An 18,929-nucleotide genomic window follows, 5' to 3' on the forward strand; every position below is an offset into this window, starting at 1 on the left:
GCTCAACGTCCCGGCCCGCGGCGCACGGGGGCCAGCTCATCGGGCTCCGCTTGATCGGGGACCTGGAGGCTGAGTTCGGTCCCTCCGAGGACGTGGCTGAATTCGGCGTCGTGCGTCACCGAGACGACGGCGGTGCCGGCGTCGAGGAGTTCGGAAAGGAACGAGGCCAGTTCGGCCCAGGTGTTGGCATCCTGGCCGAAGGTTGGTTCGTCGAGGATGAGGACGTCCGGATGGGCTGCCAGGACGGTGGCCACCGACAGGCGACGTTTCTCGCCCCCGGAGAGTGTGTACGGGTTCGCGTCCACGAGCTCCGCCAGCCGGAGCCGCTCGAGCAGTTCGTCGACGCGTTCCTCGCCGCGGCCCAGGTGCCGGGGGCCGAACATCAGCTCATCAAGTACCCGCCCCGTGACGAACTGGTGCTCAGGTTCCTGGAACACTGTGCCGATCCTTGAGATCAGCTGCCGGGCCTTCCACTTGTACGGATCGCTCCCGGCACCGGAGCTGAGTTCCGGGGTGGCCGAGACCGTGCCGGAGACCGGCGCGAGCAGGCCCGCGAGCGTCAGGGCGAAGGTGGACTTTCCCGATCCGTTGGGGCCGGTAATGGTCAAGGCCTCCCCGGCGCGGACCCGGGCAACAATGCCGGACTGGACGGGCGCCGGCGGAATGGGTCGAAAACCGCCCCGGAGGCCCGCCCGGCGCGGCCGTTCGCGGGACACGGCCAGGTCCTCAGCGGCAAGCAGCAGTCCCGCTGTCGGGGTGCGGGCAATCTGGCCACCGGGCGCCCCGGCGGCGGCCCTGCCGGCGGCCGAGGCGGCGGCCGATGCCGGGCCGGCGGGCCGCGGCCGGTGACGCGTCCGGGTCTGCGGCACGTAACCGGGCACCCAAACACCCGCCGCGGTGAGCATGTCCCGCGCCTGGTCCAGGACCTGGTCCGGCGGTCCGTCGATCAGCACCGCGGTGTCCGTCGCCGAGCCCGGCTGCAGCACCACAATCCGGTTCACGAGGTCTTTCCAGACGGCAACCCTGTGCTCCACGACCACCAGGGTAGCGCCGGTCTTGTCCAGGCAACGGCCGACGGCATCACGAAGCTCCAGCACTCCGGCCGGGTCCAGGTTGGCGGTGGGCTCGTCGAGGAGAATCAGTCCGGGGCGCATCGCCAGGATGCCGGCGAGGGCCAGGCGCTGCTTCTGGCCGCCGGACAGCGCCGACGTCGGGTGGTCCAGCGGCAGGCGGCCGAGTCCGACGTCGTCGAGCGCTTCCGCTGCCCGGGTCCAGATGTCGGCCGGGGGCACTGAAAGGTTTTCCGCCCCGAAGGCGACGTCGTCGCCCAGGCGCGAGAGCACCACCTGCGTCTCCGGGTCCTGCTGCATCAGCCCGGCCCGGCCGCGCCGCTCCCGGGGTGATGCCCCGTCGATCAGCAAGCTGCCGGTCTCCTCGGCATCCCCGTCGTCCGCCGGCCCGCGGCCAGCGGCACGCTCGGCGGCTCGCCCGGCGTCCCCGCCGGGCGAGTCGCCGAGGACACCGGCCAGGGCGTGGAGGAGCGTGGATTTGCCGGCACCGGATGGTCCCAGCAGCAGCACACGTTCCCCTGCCTGAATGTCCAGGTCAAGGCCGCGGACTGCGGGCCGGGTCCGGCCCGCGTGCCACCAGCCCCAGCCGCGCGCGGTGATCGCAGCCGGGCGGACCCGGTCGGAGGATGTCATCAGCCGTGTGCGCGGGTCAGGAAAAGACCGGCTCCGCGGCCGCCTTGCGGGAGGCGAAAGAGCCCAGCACCCCGGTCCTGGCCAGGGCCCGGGTGGCGAGCCAGGACAGGCCGCCGGCGATCACGGCGCCGGAGACCACAGTGAAAACGATGTAGGCCAGCTTGTCACCGGAGGCGTAAGCGATGTTCCAGCCCCAGGGCAGGAACGAGTCATTCAAGCCGCAGAACAGGCCCGCCCCGGCGCCGGCCAGCAGTGCCACCGGCAGGTTGAATTTCCCGTGAAAGGACGGCACATTGAACTTCTTGTAGAGCACCGCGGCAAAAACCAGCTCGGCGCCGAGGCCCTGCAGGATGCCTGAGATCAGCACTGTGGTGCCGTACTGCGAGCCCATGATCAGCTCGCCGGTGGCGGCCACCGATTCGCAGAACAGTGCAGCACCCGGCTTGCGGATGATCAGCATGCCCAGCACGGCCGGGAGCATCCAGCCTCCGGCGTAGAGCCCGGTGAGCGGCGGATAGAACGCATTAACGGGGGCAGAAACCAGGTTGGCACCCTGGGACCAGGCCCAGAAGATCACGCCGCCGGCAACCGCAATGAGCGCCGCCACCACAATGTCCACCACACGCCAGTTGTGGCTGTACCGGACGGGCGCGCCGGCTGATCCGGGTTGTACGGATCCGGGCTTGGCAGATGTATCAGTCATATCGTCCTCCTGAGGAACAGGAGGGGAGAGTGGCCCGGGCCTGCAGCTTCCGCTGCCGCTCCGGCCACTCTGAGAACTCGACTCCCTTGCGCCGGTACTAACCGGATCAGGTTCGAGGGTCTGCGGCTGTCCGCACTCTCAGCGCCCACCTGTGGTCTCCCCGGATTTCCCCGGTGATGCCCGACGGCGGCGCTCCCCTGTCGTATCTAAAAATCGCCCTTGTGGGCGTGACCCACTTTACACCCGTGGAGCGCCGGCCACCCCCGGGTTACGCCGAGGTTAAACCCAAGACTCCGACGACGGCAGGGGTGTTGGCCCCGCCCGCAGGTCCCCAACTGGACCGTCGGGCGAGGAACGCTAGGCTAGGGGAAGCCCTGTTTCCCTCCCGCAAGGAGTTGCGAAGAATGAATATTTTCATCAAACTGCTCGGCGCCGGCGTCAGCCTGCTTGCCGGCTACGTCGGCACCAAGCTCGTGGACACCGTCTGGGAGAAGTCCACCGGCAATAAGCCACCCAAGGGCCACGAGGACGATGTCCCCACCACCCTGCGCTCGGCCCTGACTTTTGCGCTGATCTCCGCGTCCGTCAGCGCCATCATCCAAGTACTCGCCAATCGCGGCACCCAGCGAGCGGTTGCCCGCTTCGCCAAAACCCAGGACCTGGTCTAGGGCGCATCCTCTAGCTTCACCGTTTGCCGGCGTCCCCGGCGTCGTCGTGAGTGAATCCCCGGGTGCCGGCTGCCTGCTGCACCACGGCCTCCAGGTCGTCGGTGCTGAGCAGCTCCGGGTGGAGGTGCTTGGTCCGGTACCCGGCGCGGCCGACCATATGCGCGGAAACCGGAACTGTGAGCAGCTGGAAGATCCATGCCACCACCAGCACCGGCCAGACCCACCAGGTGCGCATTTGAAGGCCCAGCGCGAACAGCAACAGGAACAGTCCCAGCACCTGGGGTTTGGTGGCTGCGTGCATCCGGGTCATCAGGTCGGGAAAGCGGAGCAATCCCACCGCCGCAGCGAGGGACATCAGGGCACCGACCACCATAAAGACAGCCGAGACGGCGTCGATCACGGTGTCGGCGGTAAATGTCTCAGGAGGCACTGCTTTTCTCCCTCCGGTCGGCAACGAAGCGGGCTACCGTGACGGAGCCGACGAACCCGATAAGGGATACCGCCACCAGCAGCATAAGGTTGTTCAGGTGCCGGTTCACGGCCATGTCGATGCAGATGGCCGCCCCCACGATGGCCAGGAGCACGTCCGCGGCAAGCACCCGGTCCAGCAGCGACGGGCCCCGCGCGATCCGGATGATCGCCCCGCCGGCGGCCAACGAGAGCACCACCGCGGTTACGGTCAGGACTAGCGCCATCACGGCCCCACCTCCTGGTTGAGTGCGGACACTTCGGCTTTGGTACCCATGATCCGGATCAGCCCGGCCTCCGTGTCGCGGACGTCCTTGCGCAGTTGCGCGGCGCCGGCTGCATTGCGGACGTTGATCCCGTGCACATAGAGCGTGGATGTGGAGCGATCCACTTCCACCACCATGGAGCCGGGGATCAGCGCGGTGACGTGACCGGTCGCCGTGACCAGCAGGTCAGAGTGGCTCCGGAGCGGGACGGCCACAACGGCACTGACCACCTTGGGTCCCTTGGCCGCTGCCAGGTACAGGACCTGGCAGCTCGCTGCCACCACTTTGGCCAGGAACACGAGTACAAACGGCACTGCACGAAGCAGGTTGAAGCGCCCGCCGAGTTCCACCGGCGGCAGGTAGAACAGCCGGGCGACAACGACCGAAATCAGGGCTCCGAAGAGCAGGTTACCGGGGCTGAAGTCCCGCCAGAGGGCGCCCCAAACCACTACGAGCCATACGAGCAGCGGCAGTTCCTGCCGCAACGAGATCCGTTTCCGGCTCATTTGGAGGCCTCCTGCGGCTGTGGCCCGGGCCTCGGCGGAACCGGCGCGTTTTCGCCCAGGACCGCCTGGATGTACGAGGTCCGGTCCAGCATGTCGAAGGCAGACTGGTCCGCGACCTTGAACAGCGGGCCGGCGAAGATGGTCAGCCCGACGCCGAAAAGCACCAGGCCTAGCGTGGAACCCACCATGGTCCGCGGCAGCAGCGTGACGTTGGTCTTGCCCGCCCGGTCCCCCGTTGCCGAATCTTCCGGGGCAGCCAGCAGCACCGGATCCGGGTGTTCCGCGTCCTCCGGTTTGCGCCAGAACGCACGGTTCCAGACCCTGGCGATGGCAAGCAGCGTCAGCAGGCTGGTCAGCACTCCCCCGGCCACCAGGGCGAAAGCCAGTGGTGTTCCCAGTTGCACCCCGGCCTGAAGCAGGCCCACCTTGCCCAGGAAGCCGGAGAACGGCGGGATCCCGGCCAGGTTCATTGCCGGGACAAAAAACAGCACCGCCAGCAGGGGCGACAACTTGGCCAACCCGGCCAGGCGGTCCACCGAGGAACTTCCGCCACGGCGCTCAATTAAGCCCGTCACCAGGAACAGGCTGGTCTGGATGGTGATGTGGTGGGCGACGTAAAAGACGGCGGCGCCCAGCCCTGCCACCGAGGACATCGCCAGCCCGAACACCATGTAGCCGATGTGGCTGACCAGGGTGAAGGACAACAGCCGCTTAATGTCGTTCTGGGCCAGTGCACCCAGGATTCCGACAACCATTGTCAGCAAGGCGGCCACCATCAACGGTGCATTAAAAGTGTCGCCCGGGAAGAGCAACGTTTCGGTACGGACAATGGCGTAGACACCCACCTTGGTGAGCAGTCCTGCGAACACCGCGGTGACTGGAGCCGGCGCCGTGGGGTAGGAGTCCGGGAGCCAAAAGGACAGCGGGAACACCGCCGCCTTGATGCCAAACGCCACCAGGAGCATTACGTGCAGCAGGTTTTGGGTGCCCTGGTCCAATTGCGCCAGCTTGATGGCGAGATCAGCCATGTTGATGGTGCCGGTAGCGCCATAGATCATCGCGATCGCCATCAGGAAGAGCACCGAGGACACCACCGAGACCACCAGGTAGGTCACGCCTGCCCGGATCCGCGGGCCCGTCCCGCCGAGGGTCATCAGCACATAGCTGGCGGTCAGGAGGATCTCGAAGCCCACATACAGGTTGAACAGGTCACCGGAGAGGAACGCATTGGACACCCCCGCTACCAGGATCAGATAGGTGGGGTGGAAGATCGAGACCGGCGCATCCCGATCGCCGTCGGCCATGCCCTGACCGGTGGCGTAAATCAGCACGGCGAGGCTCACCGATGAGGAGACCACCAGCATCAGCGAAGAAAACTGGTCCACCACCATCACGATGCCCCATGGCGGGAGCCAGCCGCCCAGGTTGACCGCCGACGTTCCGCCCTCCCAGACGGAGGCCAGCAGCAGACACTCCAGCAGCAGCGTCACGGACAGCAGCGCGATGCTCACCGTCCGTTGCGCACGCGAATGTCGGATCAGCAGGAAGGTGAGGGCCGCCCCGAGGATGGGAAGGAGGACGGCGAGCGGGGCGAAACTGGCAATGTTCACTGTCCGCCTCCTTCCGGATCGGGTAGTTGGACATTCAAGGAACCCGGTTGCTCCTCCGCCGCCGCCTGCTCGGCGTTCAGCTTACGGTCTGCCACCTGGACCGTGGCTTCGGCGCCGGCTGGGACATTGGAGACCCCGTGGCCGTTCGAACCGATCATGGTCAAGGGAAACTCGGAGGTTTCCACCGGGATCACGGAGTCGTCCTCGACGTCGAAGCTGGGAGTCCGCGCCACGCGGCGGTCCTCGGCGTCGTCCTGGATTTCATCCTCGCGGGCCAGCACCCAGGTCCGGTAGATGATGCCGAGCATAAAGGCCGTGACGGCAAAGGAGATCACGATCGAGGTGAGGATGAGGGCCTGAGGCAGCGGATCGTTGTAGTCCCCGGCCGCGGTGTCCTTGCTGAACATCGGCGCCAGGCCGGCGTAACCGCCGGTGGTCAAAATAAGCAGGTTTGTGGCGTTCGTGAGCAACATCAGGCCCAGCAGGACCCGGGTAAGGCTGCGTTCGAGGATCAGGTAGATGCCGCAGGCGTACAAGGCTCCCATGACCGTCAGCAGGGTCAGGTTGACGCTCATGCTTTCCCCTTGGCTGTGGTTTCGGCCGGTACTCCGCCGGGCTCCTGGTCGTCGGCCGGTTCGTGTGACTGTTCCTCGAAATGTTCGTCGATTTCGGCGCCCAGGCTGCGCAGCACGTCCAGGGCCAGGCCGACGACGACCGTGTAGACGCCGATATCGAAGATTGTGGAGGTGACGAACTTGACGTCGCCGAAAACCGGCAGCCAGAACTCGATGATGGCGCTTTGGAACACCTGGCCGCCCAGCAGCAGCGGTACCAGGCCGGATGCCGCCGCGGTGGCCAGGCCAATACCGAGCAGGGTGCCGGCACTGACGGGCGACGCCTCGCGCAGCTCGAAACGACCGCCGGCGAGGTACCGGACTGTGAGGGCCAGCCCGGCGGTGAGGCCACCGGCGAAGCCGCCGCCGGGAAAGTTGTGGCCCGCAAGCAGCAGGTAGATCGAGAAGACGATTATGGAGTGGAAAACCAGCCGCGTGACGACTTCGAAGATGATAGAGCGGCGTTCCGGGGCCAGGGTCCGGCCGGCCACAAGCCATGCATCACGGCTCGAGGCGGCGAAACGTCGGCTGATCGCCAAAGCCGCCTCGTCACGGGTATTGCCGCGTTCGCCTCCGGAATTGCGGCGGCCGACGGACCCCTCGGCCACTGTGGCGGAGGCCCGGATCCCCTCGCCGCGGTTGTGGACGAAGATCAGGCTGGCAACGCCTGTGGCCGCCAGCGCCAGCACGGAGATTTCCCCGAAGGTGTCCCAGGCCCGGATGTCCACGAGGGTCACGTTGACGATGTTCAGCCCGCCGCCGCCCTCGTAGGCCAGTTTGGGGAAATCGAGCGAGACGGGTGCAGCCACCCGGGCGCCGAGGGCGTAGATGGCGACAAAGACCATGGTGATGCCAAACGCCGCTCCGATAATCACCCGGACCACCCGGTATTTGCCGCCGGTCCTGTCGCGCAGTTCCGCCGGGAGGCTGCGCATGGCCAGAACAAAGGCCACGAGGATGATCGATTCCACCAGCATCTGGGTCAGCGCCAGGTCAGGAGCGCCCTGCAGCGCGAACATCAGGGCGATTCCGTAGCCGGTAACGGACACCATCAGGACGGCCAGAAAGCGTTTGTTGGCCCGCACCGCGGCCAACGCCCCGATCACAATTCCTGCGCCCGCCACAATCTGCAGCGGGGAATTGGGGTCAATGAAGTAGAGGTTCGGGGGCACTGGCTTGTTCGCCAGCACAAGGGCCGTCAGCGGAAGGACGAATGCCACGGTCAGGATGACGGAGAGGTAGAAGAACAGCGAGCCGCGCTGGGTCCGGCCGGTAATCCACACTGCGGCGTCGTCGAGCGCGCCGATGGCCAGCTGATAGCTGCGGTCACCGTCAATCCAGCCGGGGACCAATGCCTGGAGCCGGGAGACGGTGTTCCGGCCGTAAAACATGGCCAGGCCCAGGGCGAAGGTGATGGCGGTCAGGCCCAGGCTGGGGGTAAGTCCGTGCCACAGCGCCAGATGGCCGGCAGCGGCCGCTGCATCCTCGCCGTCGGGCACAAACAGTGCAGCGTACGGCTGGATCCAGCCGTCTACCGGCGCAGGCCACAACCCGTAGGCGACGGTCAGTAGGCTCAGGATGGCGGGGGCGGCCAGGAAGGCGGGTCTGATCGGTTTGAAAGGCGTTGTCCTGACGCCGGACTTGACGGCGAACGCGCCCCACATAAACCGTGCGCTGTAGGCGAAGGTCAGGATGGAACCCAGCACCAGGCCGGCCAGGAGCACCAGAGCCCACGGACCGGCCGCCGCGTCGGCGCTGTAGTGGACGAAGGCTTCAAAGACTGATTCTTTCGCGACAAAGCCGGCCAGCGGCGGGATTCCGGCCATTGAGGCGGCCCCGACGGCGGCCACAATGGCCAGCGCCCGGGAGGAACGGTAAACGCCCGAGAGCTTGCGCATATCGCGGGTTCCGGCCTGGTGGTCAATGATGCCCACCACCAGGAAGAGCGTGGCCTTGAACAATCCGTGGGCGAGGAGAAGTGCGAGCCCGGCAAGGGCCGCCTCGGGCGTGCCGAGTCCCACGACCATGGTCAGGAAGCCGAGTTGGCTGACCGTACCGTAGGCGAGGATGAGCTTTATGTCCGTTTGCCGCAGCGCCCGGTAGCCGCCGACCAGCATGGTGGCCAGACCAAGGCCAAGCACCACCGGCAACCAGAACGGGGTTTCCGTGAACCCGGGCGCCAGCCGCGCCACGAGGTAGATGCCGGCCTTCACCATGGCCGCGGCATGCAAGTAGGCGCTCACCGGGGTGGGAGCAGCCATCGCGCCGGGAAGCCAGAAGTGGAACGGAACCAGCGCCGATTTGGTGATCGCGCCCACCAGGATGAGGAGGACGGCGGCAGCAACGGCGCCCGCGGCGGGACCGGTGACGAGCTCAGGCGCCAGGCCCAGAATGGCAGAGATCCGGTAGGTCCCGGCGTTGAAACCGAGGATGATCAGCCCCACGAGCATGGCCAAGCCGCCGGCGGTGGTGACGATCAAGGCCTGCAGGGCGGAGCGCCGAGCGGACAGCCGGGCCCGGGCGTAGCCAATCAGCAGGTAGGACAGGACCGTGGTCAGTTCCCAGAAGATGAACATCAAGAGCAGGTCATCTGCCGTCACGAGTCCGAACATCACCCCGGCGAAGGCTACCAACTGGGCGCCAAATCCACCGAGGTACTCGTCTTTGTCCTTGAAGTACCGGGCACAGTAGACGAGGACCAGCGCGCCGACCCCGAGGACCAGCAGGGACATCACCCAGGCCAGGGCATCCATCCGGAAGGCGAGCTCAAGCTTCAGCTCGGGGATCCATGGCAGGACCTCGGCGGTTCCGTTTCCTGCAACTCCGCCCTGGGCCGCAGCTGCGTTGGCATAAACGGCGCCGTGCTGCAGGACCAGCCAGAGGAACGAACCGGCCGGCACTGCCGCGAGGGCGTAGAAGGAGTTCCGGCCGAACTTTCGGAAGAGCCATGGCGCCACAGCGGCCGCCGCAAAGTGCGCGGCAAGGACTGTGATCACTGGTATCTCCGCAACGTCAGGATTTCATTTATCAACAAGTTGGAGCAGGCGGTGTATTCGTTCGGTTCAGTCCGGACAGTTTACCAAGCGTTGACAAATTCTTTTCCCACGGTAGGCCGGGTCCTGGGCGGACTGCGGATATTATTCACGCTATGAACTCCGCTGCCGTCCCTGAGGCCATGCGCCCAGAATCGGAACTTGAATCCGGGCACCAGGCGTCCCACAAGGGGCGCATCCTCGCGTGGGCGGCCTGGGACTGGGGCTCGGCCGCCTTCAATGCGGTGATGACTACCTTTGTCTTCACCGTGTACCTGACATCCAAAGCCTTCGGCGGCGAGGACCATGCCTCCGCGGTCCTGGGCGGCGGGTTGGCGATCGCCGGTGCCGCCATCGCGCTGCTGGCACCAGTCACCGGGCAGCGATCGGACAACGGTGGCCGGCGCCGGCTGTGGCTTGGGGTCAACACGGCCGCTGTCGCGGTCCTGACAGCCCTGTGCTTTTTTGTTTTCCCGCGCCCTGAGTTCTTGCTGCCAGGGGTGGCACTGATTGCGCTGGCGAACGTGTTCTTTGAGTTTGCCGGCGTGAACTACAACGCCATGCTCGCCCAGATCTCCACCCCTAAGAACATCGGCAAGGTCAGCGGCTTCGGCTGGGGCATGGGATACCTCGGCGGCATCGTGGCCCTGCTGATTGTGCTCCAGCTTTTTGTCCAGCCCGGCTTCGAGTGGTTCGGCGGCTCGACGGCGGACGGCCTGAACATCCGGCTGGTCGCGGTGTTCTCCGCCTTGTGGTTCTTCATTTTCGCGTTGCCCGTTCTGTTCGCCGTTCCGGAACTGCCCAAAACAAGGCAGGGCGCCGCGCTGGGATTCCTTGCCTCCTACGGCCTGTTGCTGCGGCGGATCAAGGCGATCTACCGAACCAGCCCGCACACCATCTATTTCCTTCTTGCCAGTGCCGTTTTCAGGGACGGGCTGGCAGCGGTGTTTACCTTCGGCGGCATCATCGCCGCGGGTACGTTCGGGTTCGAACTCACGGAGGTCATCTTTTTCGCGATTTTCGGAAACGTTGTTGCCGCGGCGGGTGCCATCGTGGGCGGCTTCCTCGATGACCGGATCGGTCCTAAATCGGTCATCACCGGTTCGCTGGCAGGGCTTCTGGTCGCCGGCTCGATGATCCTGGTCCTCGGCAACGGAAACTATTCCCTCTTCGGCATACAGTGGGCCGGCACCACCACGTTCTGGATCTTCGGACTGTTCCTGTGCCTCTTTGTGGGACCGGCACAATCCTCCTCCCGGGCCTACCTGGCCCGGCTTGCCCCGCACGGGGAATCCGGTGAGCTGTTTGGCCTCTACGCCACGACGGGCCGGGCCGTCAGCTTTCTCGCGCCCGCACTGTTTACGCTGTGCATCGCCGTCGCGGCCCCGCTGGTGGAACCCGGCGGGGCGCAGCGCTGGGGCATTCTTGGCATCATGGCAGTGCTCCTGGCAGGGCTGTTGCTCCTTCTTCCGGTCAAGGCACCGGACCGGACCGAGATCGCCGTCGTCCCGGCAGCCTGAACCTCCCCGGAATCCCCTGCGGCGCACTAGGCTGGAGGGATGAATGTGGATGAAACAGACCTTCCGGGACTGGGCCGGCGCAAGGACTTTATGACCGCCTCGGGACGGCGGATCGGCGTTGTGGAACACCGCGAAGGCCAGACTGAACTCATCGTCTCGACCTGGGACGATCCGGACACCTGCCAGGCGTCCATTCCGCTGACAGTCGATGAAGCCGCCGCCCTCGGAAACCTGCTGGGAGGCCAGCGGCTGGCAATGCAGCTTTCCGAGGCACACCGCGAGGTCCCGGGAATCGTCACCCGGCAGTTCTCCATCGCGGCCGACTCCCCGTTCCACAAACAGCCAATGGGCAAAGCCTGCATCCGGACCCGAAGCGGCGCCTCGATCGTCGCGATCATGCGCGAAGGCGAAGTTCTTCCCTCCCCCGGGCCCGACGTCGTCCTGCACCCCGGAGACCTCCTCGTAGCAGTCGGAACGCAAGAAGGCCTGGACACAGCGGCCAGCATCCTGCGCAACGGCTGACAGCATGGACCCGCTCGCACTGACGCTGATCGAACTCGGGGCCGTCGTCTTTTGCCTCGGCCTGCTGGCGAGGCTGGCCGGGCGGATCGGGATGTCCCCTATTCCGCTGTACTTGGTCGGCGGCCTGTTCTTCGGTGCAGGCGGGCTGGTCAAACTCGAGGGTATGCACGAATTCGCGCACCTCTCCAGCGAGATCGGCGTTATCCTGCTCCTGCTTATGCTCGGATTGGAATATACGGCGGCTGAGCTGGTCACCGGGCTGCGGCGTTCCTGGCAGGCCGGTGTCCTGGACCTCGTGCTGAACTTCCTGCCGGGCGCCGTGCTGGCGGCACTGCTGGGCTGGGGCGTTGTAGGGGCGATGGTGATGGGTGGCGTCACCTACATTTCGTCCTCCGGGATCGCTGCCAAGGTGATCACCGACCTTGGTCGAATCGGTAACCGCGAGACTCCGGTGGTGCTCTCGATCCTGGTCTTCGAAGACCTGGCCATGGCGGTGTATCTGCCGGTGCTGACGGCAACCCTGGCCGGCGTGAGTTTCGTGGCCGGACTGCAGACGGTCGGGATCTCGCTCGCCGTCGTGACCATCGTCCTGATTGTGGCGTTACGACACGGGCACCACGTGTCCAAAGCCGTGCACAGCGAGAACTCCGAGGTGTTCCTGCTGAACCTGCTCGGCGCCGCCCTGCTGGTGGCCGGACTGGCAGCGGCCATGCAGGTCTCGGCCGCGGTGGGTGCCTTTATGCTCGGGATCGCCATTTCCGGGGCCACCGCGCACAGCGCCACCCGGATCCTTGAGCCGCTGCGGGATCTCTTCGCAGCCATATTCTTTGTGGTCTTCGGGCTCAACACGGACCCAACGAGCATCCCGCCCGTGCTTGGCTGGGCGTTGCTCCTGGCCATCGTCACCGCTGCCACCAAGATGCTCACCGGGATCTGGGCGGCGAAGCGTGCCGGGATCGGCGTGCCGGGGCGCTTCCGCGCCGGAGCAGCATTAATCGCGCGCGGCGAATTCTCAATCGTTATCGCCGGGCTCGCCGTCGCCTCCGGCGTCGTACCCCAGGAACTCGCGGCCTTGGCCACCGCCTACGTGCTGATCATGGCAGTCACTGGCCCGCTGATAGCAAAGTTTGTGGAACCGGTTGTGGCGATGCTGCGCCGCCCGGCCAAGCCGTCCAGGGTTCGGACTGCGGACGGCATCTAGGCTGGACGCCGCTGCCGCAGGGCGTCCGCGCAGCGGGCCGGGTCAGATGACCGTGCGGTGGAAATTCAAATGGCTCCGGCTCGCCGTCGGGCCGCGCTGGCCCTGATAGCGGTTACCGTACTCGCCGGAGCCGTAGGGGTGCTCGGCGGCCGAGGTCAGCCGGAAGAAGCACAGTTGCCCAATCTTCATACCCGGCCAGAGCTTGATGGGCAGCGTCGCCATATTCGACAGCTCAAGGGTCACGTGTCCGGAAAAGCCCGGGTCGATGAATCCTGCCGTGGAGTGGGTGAGCAGGCCGAGCCGGCCCAGCGATGACTTGCCTTCCAGCCGGGCGGCGATGTCGTCCGGGAGCGTCACTGTCTCGTAGGTGGAGCCCAGCACGAATTCCCCGGGATGCAGAATAAAGGGTTCGCCGGAATCGACCTCCACCAGTCGGGTCAGCTCGGGTTGTTCCTCCGCCGGATCGATGTGGGCGTACTTGTGGTTGTCGAAGAGTCGGAAAAACTTATCGATCCGCACGTCAACCGAGGACGGCTGAACCATGGCAGGGTCGAACGGCTCAAGAACTATCCGGTGGGAAGCTATTTCGGCACGAATGTCGCGGTCAGAGATCAGCACAGTGTCAAAATTACAGCACTCACCGGGAACAGTGGTGTGCCGTCCCGGTGTTACAGTTCCGGTTCCTGCTCCAGCACTGCCTTGAGCTGGTCCAGCTGGCCGACTTCCGCCCTCATCCGACGCCGGAACCGGGAACTCAACCGGGCCAGGAGCCCCCGCGCTTCGCCCTCCAAGGCAAACCGGACGCGGGTACTGGTGCCTTCGGTGCTCAGGTAGTAGCCGCCGCGGGTCCGCTCCGGCCCGGCAAGTACGGTGAACCGGATCTCTGCCCCCGGCCGCGCCTCGGTGATCTCGACGTCGCAGCATTCCGTCCGTCCGGCGGGTGCAGCGAGGCTCTGCCGGTAAACGGCACCCTTGGCCCCGGCCGCGCCCGATACGAGTTCAACGCCGCGGACTCCGTCACGCCAGCTCGGCAGATTGCGGGCATCGAGCAGGAAGTCGTACACGGACATTGCGTCCCGGTGGATCACGACGTCGTACTCTGCAATTGCCACTGAAATCCTCGCTGCGCTGACGGCTGATGGGCGTAGCCCGCTTCCCCGGAACTGCAGCTAACCCCTTCAGGATAATCAGCAAGGCCCCGCCCGCACGGTTCCTGTAACGGGCCTTTATCGAACAGTTATGGGAATCCCCCGGCTGTTTAGTGCTCAGTGGCTCCTCAGGCCTTCCCGGCCATCTGACGCGACTCGCCGTTCTGCCGCCGGTGTAGCGACCAGGTGTGGCCAGCCTGGGAGCGCCGGGCCACGATGTCGCAGGGGCGACGTGTTCGGCGAACGCGCGTGGCTGGGGTAAGGTAAATCTCGTTGTTCCCCGGGACCGGCTTCAGCATTTCGGCCGTTCCCACTGCGGCTGTAGCTCAATGGTAGAGCGCTAGCTTCCCAAGCTTGATACGCGGGTTCGATTCCCGTCAGCCGCTCCACGTCGCCAGGGTTTCTGCGCCTTGGACTCCTCCGGGGCCGTTAGGTCCGTGCCTGTATGGTTCGAAGTCAGGAACCTCTTCGGTTCCGCTACAGGAGCGATCATGGCTGATAAGTCCCCCCGTCAAGCAGCATCCAAGAAATCCGGGAAATCCCTGAAGGAAAAGCGTGCCGACAAAAGGACCGCCGCTTTGCCGCCAAGCTCCCTGGACAAGGCGACCGGCTCGAAGCCGGCCAGTCCGAAGAAAAAGTGAGCGGTCCGACGAACCGCCTTACCCTCGGGGTGCTTGCCAGCACCCGGAAACCTGACGAGCAGCGCCTCCCGATCCACCCTCTCCACTTGGACCGCATAGCCCCGGAACTCCAGCGGCAGCTCATTCTGGAGGAAGGCTACGGCGAGCGCTTCGGCGTCTCGGATGCCCATCTGGCACCACTGGTGGGGCGTATCGTCCCACGCGCCCAGCTTCTCGCCGAGGCCGATGTCGTCCTGTTGCCCAAACCGCAGCCCGAAGACCTTGCCGAGCTCCGGGACGGCCAGGTCCTCTGGGGCTGGCCGCACTGCGTCCAGGACCGGGCCATCACCCAACTGGCGATCGACAAAAAGCTCACGCTGATAGCGTTCGAGGCGATGAACCACTGGGCCAGCGACGGCGGCTTCGGCTTGCACGTGTTCCACAAGAACAACGAACTGGCCGGTTACTGTTCGGTCCTGCACGCCTTGGGGCTAACTGGTTCCACCGGAGACTACGGCCGCCGGCTGAGCGCAGTGGTGATCGGCTTCGGGGCCACGGCGCGCGGTGCGGTCACGGCGCTGAACGCCCATGGCGTACACGACGTCCAGGTCCTGACCAACCGCGGGGTCGCCGCGGTTGGCTCCCCCATCCATTCGGTGCGGATCGCGCAGTTCGACCACAGCGACAAGGCGCCGTTTCTGAGCGAAGTCATCACCGAGCGCGGCCGTGTGCCGCTCGCACCGTTCCTCGCCGGGACGGACATCGTCGTCAACTGCACACTCCAGGATCCGAACGCACCACTGACGTATCTGCGCACGGAGGATCTTGACAAGTTCCGGCCCGGGAGCCTGATCGTGGACGTGTCCTGCGATGAGGGTATGGGCTTCAGCTGGGCGAAAAGCACCACGTTTGCCGAGCCGATGTTCACCGTCGGGGACCATATCGCCTACTACGGCGTGGACCACAGCCCGTCCTACCTGTGGAATTCCGCCAGTTGGGAAATCAGCGAGGCGCTGCTGCCCTTCCTGGAAACCGTGATCAGCGGACCCGAGGAGTGGGCCGCGAACGAGACCATCCGGCGCGCCATCGAGGTCCGCGACGGCGTCGTCCTCAACCCGGACGTACTTCAGTTCCAGCAACGGCATCCGGCGTACCCGCACGGCCCGCTGGCAGGCTGACCGGCCGGGGTTTCCGCTACAAAAACCGGGGGCCGCTGCGCGGATCCACGCAGCGGCTCTCGATCTGCCGTGCGCAACGTTAGGGTGTGGCGGCAGCCGGCCGCCCGCCCGGGTACTGCCCTGTCGCCGGAGCCGCAGCCCTGCGGACGATCTTGACAAGTCTGCGCCGGTCCCGCAGGTCCACCCGGAGCATCAGCTGGTCGCGGCGGGCCAGCACAACGGCGACGGTCGCCGCTGCCAGGGCCGGTACCGCGCCGGAAACCAGGATGGCCGTGTGCGGATCCACGTGCTCTGCCAGCCAGCCGAGCATGGGCCCGCCAATGGCCTGCCCGCCGATCAGAACCATAATGTACAGGCTCATCACGCGTCCGCGGATTGCCATGTTTGAGCTGATCTGGACCAACTGGTTGGCGGCGGTCAGGAACATCAGGCACCAGAACCCGGCCAGCACCATCGCCGCCGCGAACCATACGATGGAAGGCGCCAGCGCCGCCAGGCAAAGCATAAGCCCGTACATTCCGGCGGCGAGCATCACCGAACGCAGCCGCAGCTCACGCCGGCGGGCGGAGGTGATGGCCCCGGCCAGCGCCCCGAGGGCCACCGTCCCGTTGAGCACCCCGTAGCCGCCGGCGCCGACGTCGTACACCCGGTCCGCGAAAGCGGCAAGCAACACCGGCAGGCTCATCGCGAACACGGCGACGAAGGCCGCCATCAGCCACGGCCAGTAGATGGTTGGTTTGCTCAGCGCATAGTTCAGCCCTTCACGCAGCATTCCCTTGCGCTTGGGCACGGGTGCGCTGGTGTGCAGCTGGTCCTTCCGCAACGTGAGCAGCATGGCAACTGTCGAGCAGCACGCGATGGCGTTCGCGGCGAATGCCCAGCCGGCGCCCACCGCGGTGATCAGCAGGCCTGCGAGCGCGGGTCCGATCAGCCCGCCGAGCTGGAACGTTGTGGAATTCACGCTGATGGCGTTCCGGAGATAGGCCGGGCCCACGAGTTCGTTGACAAAGACCTGCCGCGCGGGCTGGTCCAGCACTGTCACCAGGCCCAACGCCAGGGCGATCACGTAGACGTGCCACACCTCAATCTGCTGGCTGAGTGCCAGCACGGCAAGAACGGCCGCCAGCGCCGCCGCCACCGACTGGCACAGCATCAGAATCCTGCGCTTCGCGAACCGATCCGCCATCATCCCTGCCCACGGCCCCAGAAACAACGACGGCAGGAACTGCAGGGCCACGGTGATCCCGACGGCGGTGACGGAACCGGAGAGTTGGAGGACCAGCCAGTCCTGCGCAATCCGCTGCATCCAGAGGGCGATGACGGCGATGAAATGGCCGATCGCGAAGATGCGGAAATTGCGGACCTTCAACGATATGAAGGTGTGGCGCCACGGCAGCCTTTGGCTTACGACGGCGACAGGCTGGGTAACGGCGTCCGGCAGTGCGGTGACGGTGGCCTCTGACGGCGGTGGGGGTGCCACGGAGTGTCCTCAAGGGAGCGGGGTGAATGGGGATGCCTTAACGCTAAGCTGGCCGCAATAGATTGCGGAAGCTTATTCACCGCATAACTCGCATTACGTAACGCAATGTGGTGCGGGAACGCGCGCACGGCCAGGGAGGCCTCATGTTTGAACCTGCCCAGCTGCGGTCCTTCCTGGCCGTGGCTGAGACTCTGAGCTTTACCAAGGCCGCGGAACGGCTGGGCCTGGCACAGCCGACGGTCAGCCAGCATGTCCGCAAGCTGGAAACCGCCGCAAAACGGGTCCTCGTGGCGCGGGACACCCGGGACGTGCGCCTCACCGACAACGGGGACGCGATGGCAGGTTTCGCCCGGAGCATCCTCTCCGCCCATGATGCGGCGGCACGCTATTTCTCCGGATCGGCCATGCGCGGACGGCTGCGCTTCGGTACCGCCGACGACCTGGCCATCACCGGGCTCCCGCGGATCCTGCGGGAGTTTCGGCAGGTCTACCCGCAGATCAACCTGGAACTGACAGTGGGCCAAAGCGACCAGCTCTACAAGCGGCTCAATGCCGGCCAACTGGACCTGGTCTTCGTCAAATGGGTTGCCGGGGCCAAGGACGGCACGGTGGTGCAGCAGGACTCGTTCGCCTGGGTCGGCTTGGAGCAGACCTCGCTGGATCCGACCGAGCCGGTGCCGCTGATTGCCTACCCCGCCCCCAGCCTCAGCCGGAAGCTGGCCATCGACGCGTTGGAGTCCGCTGGCAGGACTTGGCGGATCACCTGCGCAACCCGGCAGATCAGCGGGGTGCTGGCCGCGGTCCGGGCCGGGATCGGGGTGGCGGTCATGCCGTCCTCGCTGGTGCCGGAGGACCTCAAGATCATCACCCGGCGCTTTGACCTGCCCCCGGTGGGCGACGTGGACTTCACCCTGATCCGAAATCCGCTGGCCAACACCGAGGTGATTGAGGCCTTGACCCAGACGATCGCCGGCCGGCCGCTGAAGCGCTCCGCTTGAACGGACCCGCCGGCGTCGGGGCCGGAAGCAGCGGCGCAGCCGGGGATACCTGCCCAGCGCCTGCGCCGATCCGTTGCGGCCTACGCGACCCGGCGCTGTACCTACTTGGATTGCATACTTACGCATACCATTGATCCACCCGGATTCGTGGCATATCCTGAGTACGTTAACGGTCAAGCAGCGGCCAACTACACCGATTCAACAAACGGATGCTGTATCTGGGTCTGCCGCACGGCGACTTCCGGAGGCGTTCGGGATAGGCCGACAATGACGCCAGCCAATAACCCCCACCACAGTCCGCTCACCGCAGTATCGTCAGGCGGTGGCCTGAAGACTGCGAGCCCGCTCTCCCAAGCCGTGCACCGCGGCTCATCCGCCCACCACCCCCGCGGGGGCCAGCTGAACCCTCACTTGCCCACCCTTGTTGAGGCCGACTATGTGGGCAGCCCGTTCTGCGAACGCTGCGGGAACGACGAGTTCATCTACCTTGAGACATTTGTTCCTGCCACGCACCGGAGGGACGGCTCCATCAACAAGCTGGGCGAAGTCACCTACTTCTGCTCCGGATGCGACGACTTCTCCGCCCATGCGGTGCCTGCCTCGTGGGTTCCGCCAGGCTGGTACTTCGGCTGAGTCCGGTCCGGGGCACGCCGCGCCCCAAAATCAATGAGCCGGGCGACCACTATTGGAGG

18 protein-coding genes, 1 tRNA gene and 1 riboswitch are annotated in these 18,929 nt (G+C 65.9%); of the genes, 8 read left to right on the forward strand and 11 right to left on the reverse strand.

The genetic code is table 11. The annotated features are described in order from the left end of the window. Positions 1-2: 2 nt before the first annotated feature. The gene (locus QI450_RS15185) at positions 3-1,703 is read right to left on the reverse strand and encodes an ABC transporter ATP-binding protein (protein WP_226775223.1); all 1,701 of its coding nucleotides are present in this window, start codon (positions 1,701-1,703) and stop codon (positions 3-5) included. Between the two features lie 16 nt (positions 1,704-1,719). Continuing rightward, positions 1,720-2,406, reverse strand: a complete 687-nt coding sequence (locus QI450_RS15190) for an ECF transporter S component (protein ID WP_226775222.1) — start codon at positions 2,404-2,406, stop codon at positions 1,720-1,722. Positions 2,407-2,471: 65 nt separating this feature from the next. Then, a riboswitch (TPP riboswitch) is annotated at positions 2,472-2,615 on the reverse strand. A gap of 195 nt (positions 2,616-2,810) precedes the next feature. On the opposite strand from QI450_RS15190, the gene QI450_RS15195 reads away from it, so the two are divergent. Beyond that, the gene (locus QI450_RS15195) at positions 2,811-3,074 is read left to right on the forward strand and encodes a DUF4235 domain-containing protein (protein ID WP_226775221.1); all 264 of its coding nucleotides are present in this window, start codon (positions 2,811-2,813) and stop codon (positions 3,072-3,074) included. A gap of 16 nt (positions 3,075-3,090) precedes the next feature. Here QI450_RS15195 and mnhG read toward each other — a convergent pair whose 3' ends face one another. The 6 genes from mnhG to QI450_RS15225 are packed head-to-tail and all read right to left on the reverse strand — an operon-like array spanning position 3,091 to position 9,534. Then, entirely contained in the window at positions 3,091-3,504 is a 414-nt protein-coding gene (mnhG, locus tag QI450_RS15200; protein WP_226775220.1) for a monovalent cation/H(+) antiporter subunit G, read from the reverse strand. Beyond that, positions 3,494-3,769: a monovalent cation/H+ antiporter complex subunit F gene (locus tag QI450_RS15205; protein ID WP_226775496.1), complete on the reverse strand. Its 276-nt coding sequence runs from the start codon at positions 3,767-3,769 to the stop codon at positions 3,494-3,496. The genes mnhG and QI450_RS15205 overlap by 11 nt, the downstream gene beginning before the upstream one ends. Then, on the reverse strand, positions 3,769-4,314 hold the full coding sequence (locus QI450_RS15210; protein ID WP_226775219.1) for a Na+/H+ antiporter subunit E: 546 nt from the start codon (positions 4,312-4,314) through the stop codon (positions 3,769-3,771). The genes QI450_RS15205 and QI450_RS15210 overlap by 1 nt, the downstream gene beginning before the upstream one ends. Further along, the gene (locus tag QI450_RS15215; RefSeq protein ID WP_282468043.1) at positions 4,311-5,924 is read right to left on the reverse strand and encodes a Na+/H+ antiporter subunit D; all 1,614 of its coding nucleotides are present in this window, start codon (positions 5,922-5,924) and stop codon (positions 4,311-4,313) included. Before QI450_RS15215 ends, QI450_RS15210 begins: the two co-directional genes overlap by 4 nt. Continuing rightward, positions 5,921-6,499 carry a Na(+)/H(+) antiporter subunit C gene (locus tag QI450_RS15220; protein WP_226775217.1) on the reverse strand — a complete coding sequence of 193 codons (579 nt, stop codon included), beginning with the start codon at positions 6,497-6,499 and terminating at the stop codon, positions 5,921-5,923. Before QI450_RS15220 ends, QI450_RS15215 begins: the two co-directional genes overlap by 4 nt. Next, positions 6,496-9,534 (reverse strand): Na+/H+ antiporter subunit A, encoded by a 3,039-nt coding sequence (locus QI450_RS15225; RefSeq protein WP_226775216.1) that lies wholly within the window; start codon positions 9,532-9,534, stop codon positions 6,496-6,498. The genes QI450_RS15220 and QI450_RS15225 overlap by 4 nt, the downstream gene beginning before the upstream one ends. 152 nt (positions 9,535-9,686) lie before the next feature. Between QI450_RS15225 and QI450_RS15230 the strand changes: the two genes are divergently transcribed. From QI450_RS15230 to QI450_RS15240, 3 genes are read left to right on the forward strand one after another with little or no spacing between them, the layout of a single operon-like run. Next, positions 9,687-11,090: an MFS transporter gene (locus tag QI450_RS15230; protein ID WP_226775215.1), complete on the forward strand. Its 1,404-nt coding sequence runs from the start codon at positions 9,687-9,689 to the stop codon at positions 11,088-11,090. A gap of 39 nt (positions 11,091-11,129) precedes the next feature. Further along, a complete protein-coding gene (locus tag QI450_RS15235) occupies positions 11,130-11,612 on the forward strand; it encodes a cation:proton antiporter regulatory subunit (protein ID WP_226775214.1) in 483 nt (160 codons plus the stop codon). 4 nt (positions 11,613-11,616) lie between these two features. Then, the gene (locus QI450_RS15240) at positions 11,617-12,813 is read left to right on the forward strand and encodes a cation:proton antiporter (protein ID WP_226775213.1); all 1,197 of its coding nucleotides are present in this window, start codon (positions 11,617-11,619) and stop codon (positions 12,811-12,813) included. 42 nt (positions 12,814-12,855) lie between these two features. On the opposite strand, the gene dcd is transcribed toward QI450_RS15240, so the two are convergent. Both dcd and QI450_RS15250 read right to left on the reverse strand, forming a co-directional pair. Further along, positions 12,856-13,431, reverse strand: a complete 576-nt coding sequence (dcd, locus tag QI450_RS15245; RefSeq protein ID WP_226775212.1) for a dCTP deaminase — start codon at positions 13,429-13,431, stop codon at positions 12,856-12,858. Between the two features lie 50 nt (positions 13,432-13,481). Next, positions 13,482-13,925: an SRPBCC family protein gene (locus QI450_RS15250; RefSeq protein ID WP_226775211.1), complete on the reverse strand. Its 444-nt coding sequence runs from the start codon at positions 13,923-13,925 to the stop codon at positions 13,482-13,484. A gap of 351 nt (positions 13,926-14,276) precedes the next feature. Here QI450_RS15250 and QI450_RS15255 point away from each other — a divergent pair. Together QI450_RS15255 and QI450_RS15260 are read left to right on the forward strand one after the other, a co-directional pair. Beyond that, positions 14,277-14,350: transfer RNA gene (locus QI450_RS15255), tRNA-Gly, on the forward strand. Positions 14,351-14,598: 248 nt separating this feature from the next. Beyond that, on the forward strand, positions 14,599-15,759 hold the full coding sequence (locus QI450_RS15260; RefSeq protein ID WP_226775210.1) for a N(5)-(carboxyethyl)ornithine synthase: 1,161 nt from the start codon (positions 14,599-14,601) through the stop codon (positions 15,757-15,759). 79 nt (positions 15,760-15,838) lie between these two features. Here QI450_RS15260 and QI450_RS15265 read toward each other — a convergent pair whose 3' ends face one another. Next, positions 15,839-17,239, reverse strand: coding sequence for an MFS transporter (locus QI450_RS15265; protein ID WP_226775209.1), 1,401 nt, complete (start codon positions 17,237-17,239; stop codon positions 15,839-15,841). 143 nt (positions 17,240-17,382) lie between these two features. Between QI450_RS15265 and QI450_RS15270 the strand changes: the two genes are divergently transcribed. Together QI450_RS15270 and QI450_RS15275 are read left to right on the forward strand one after the other, a co-directional pair. Next, positions 17,383-18,237 (forward strand): LysR substrate-binding domain-containing protein, encoded by an 855-nt coding sequence (locus QI450_RS15270; protein WP_226775208.1) that lies wholly within the window; start codon positions 17,383-17,385, stop codon positions 18,235-18,237. Positions 18,238-18,504: 267 nt separating this feature from the next. Continuing rightward, a complete protein-coding gene (locus QI450_RS15275) occupies positions 18,505-18,870 on the forward strand; it encodes a hypothetical protein (RefSeq protein ID WP_226775207.1) in 366 nt (121 codons plus the stop codon). The last annotated feature ends 59 nt before the right edge of the window (positions 18,871-18,929 follow it).

Source organism: Arthrobacter sp. EM1 (assembly GCF_029964055.1).
GTDB lineage: Bacteria > Actinomycetota > Actinomycetes > Actinomycetales > Micrococcaceae > Arthrobacter.

Excerpts from the sequence above, each read along its gene's own strand:
- QI450_RS15185 (WP_226775223.1), bottom strand. The coding sequence starts at position 1,703 with ATGACATCCTCCGACCGGGTCCGCCCGGCTGCGATCACCGCGCGCGGC.
- QI450_RS15190 (WP_226775222.1), bottom strand. The coding sequence starts at position 2,406 with ATGACTGATACATCTGCCAAGCCCGGATCCGTACAACCCGGATCAGCC.
- QI450_RS15195 (WP_226775221.1), top strand. The coding sequence starts at position 2,811 with ATGAATATTTTCATCAAACTGCTCGGCGCCGGCGTCAGCCTGCTTGCC.
- QI450_RS15205 (WP_226775496.1), bottom strand. The coding sequence starts at position 3,769 with ATGGCGCTAGTCCTGACCGTAACCGCGGTGGTGCTCTCGTTGGCCGCC.
- QI450_RS15210 (WP_226775219.1), bottom strand. The coding sequence starts at position 4,314 with ATGAGCCGGAAACGGATCTCGTTGCGGCAGGAACTGCCGCTGCTCGTA.
- QI450_RS15220 (WP_226775217.1), bottom strand. The coding sequence starts at position 6,499 with ATGAGCGTCAACCTGACCCTGCTGACGGTCATGGGAGCCTTGTACGCC.
- QI450_RS15230 (WP_226775215.1), top strand. The coding sequence starts at position 9,687 with ATGAACTCCGCTGCCGTCCCTGAGGCCATGCGCCCAGAATCGGAACTT.
- QI450_RS15235 (WP_226775214.1), top strand. The coding sequence starts at position 11,130 with ATGAATGTGGATGAAACAGACCTTCCGGGACTGGGCCGGCGCAAGGAC.
- QI450_RS15240 (WP_226775213.1), top strand. The coding sequence starts at position 11,617 with ATGGACCCGCTCGCACTGACGCTGATCGAACTCGGGGCCGTCGTCTTT.
- QI450_RS15270 (WP_226775208.1), top strand. The coding sequence starts at position 17,383 with ATGTTTGAACCTGCCCAGCTGCGGTCCTTCCTGGCCGTGGCTGAGACT.
- QI450_RS15275 (WP_226775207.1), top strand. The coding sequence starts at position 18,505 with ATGACGCCAGCCAATAACCCCCACCACAGTCCGCTCACCGCAGTATCG.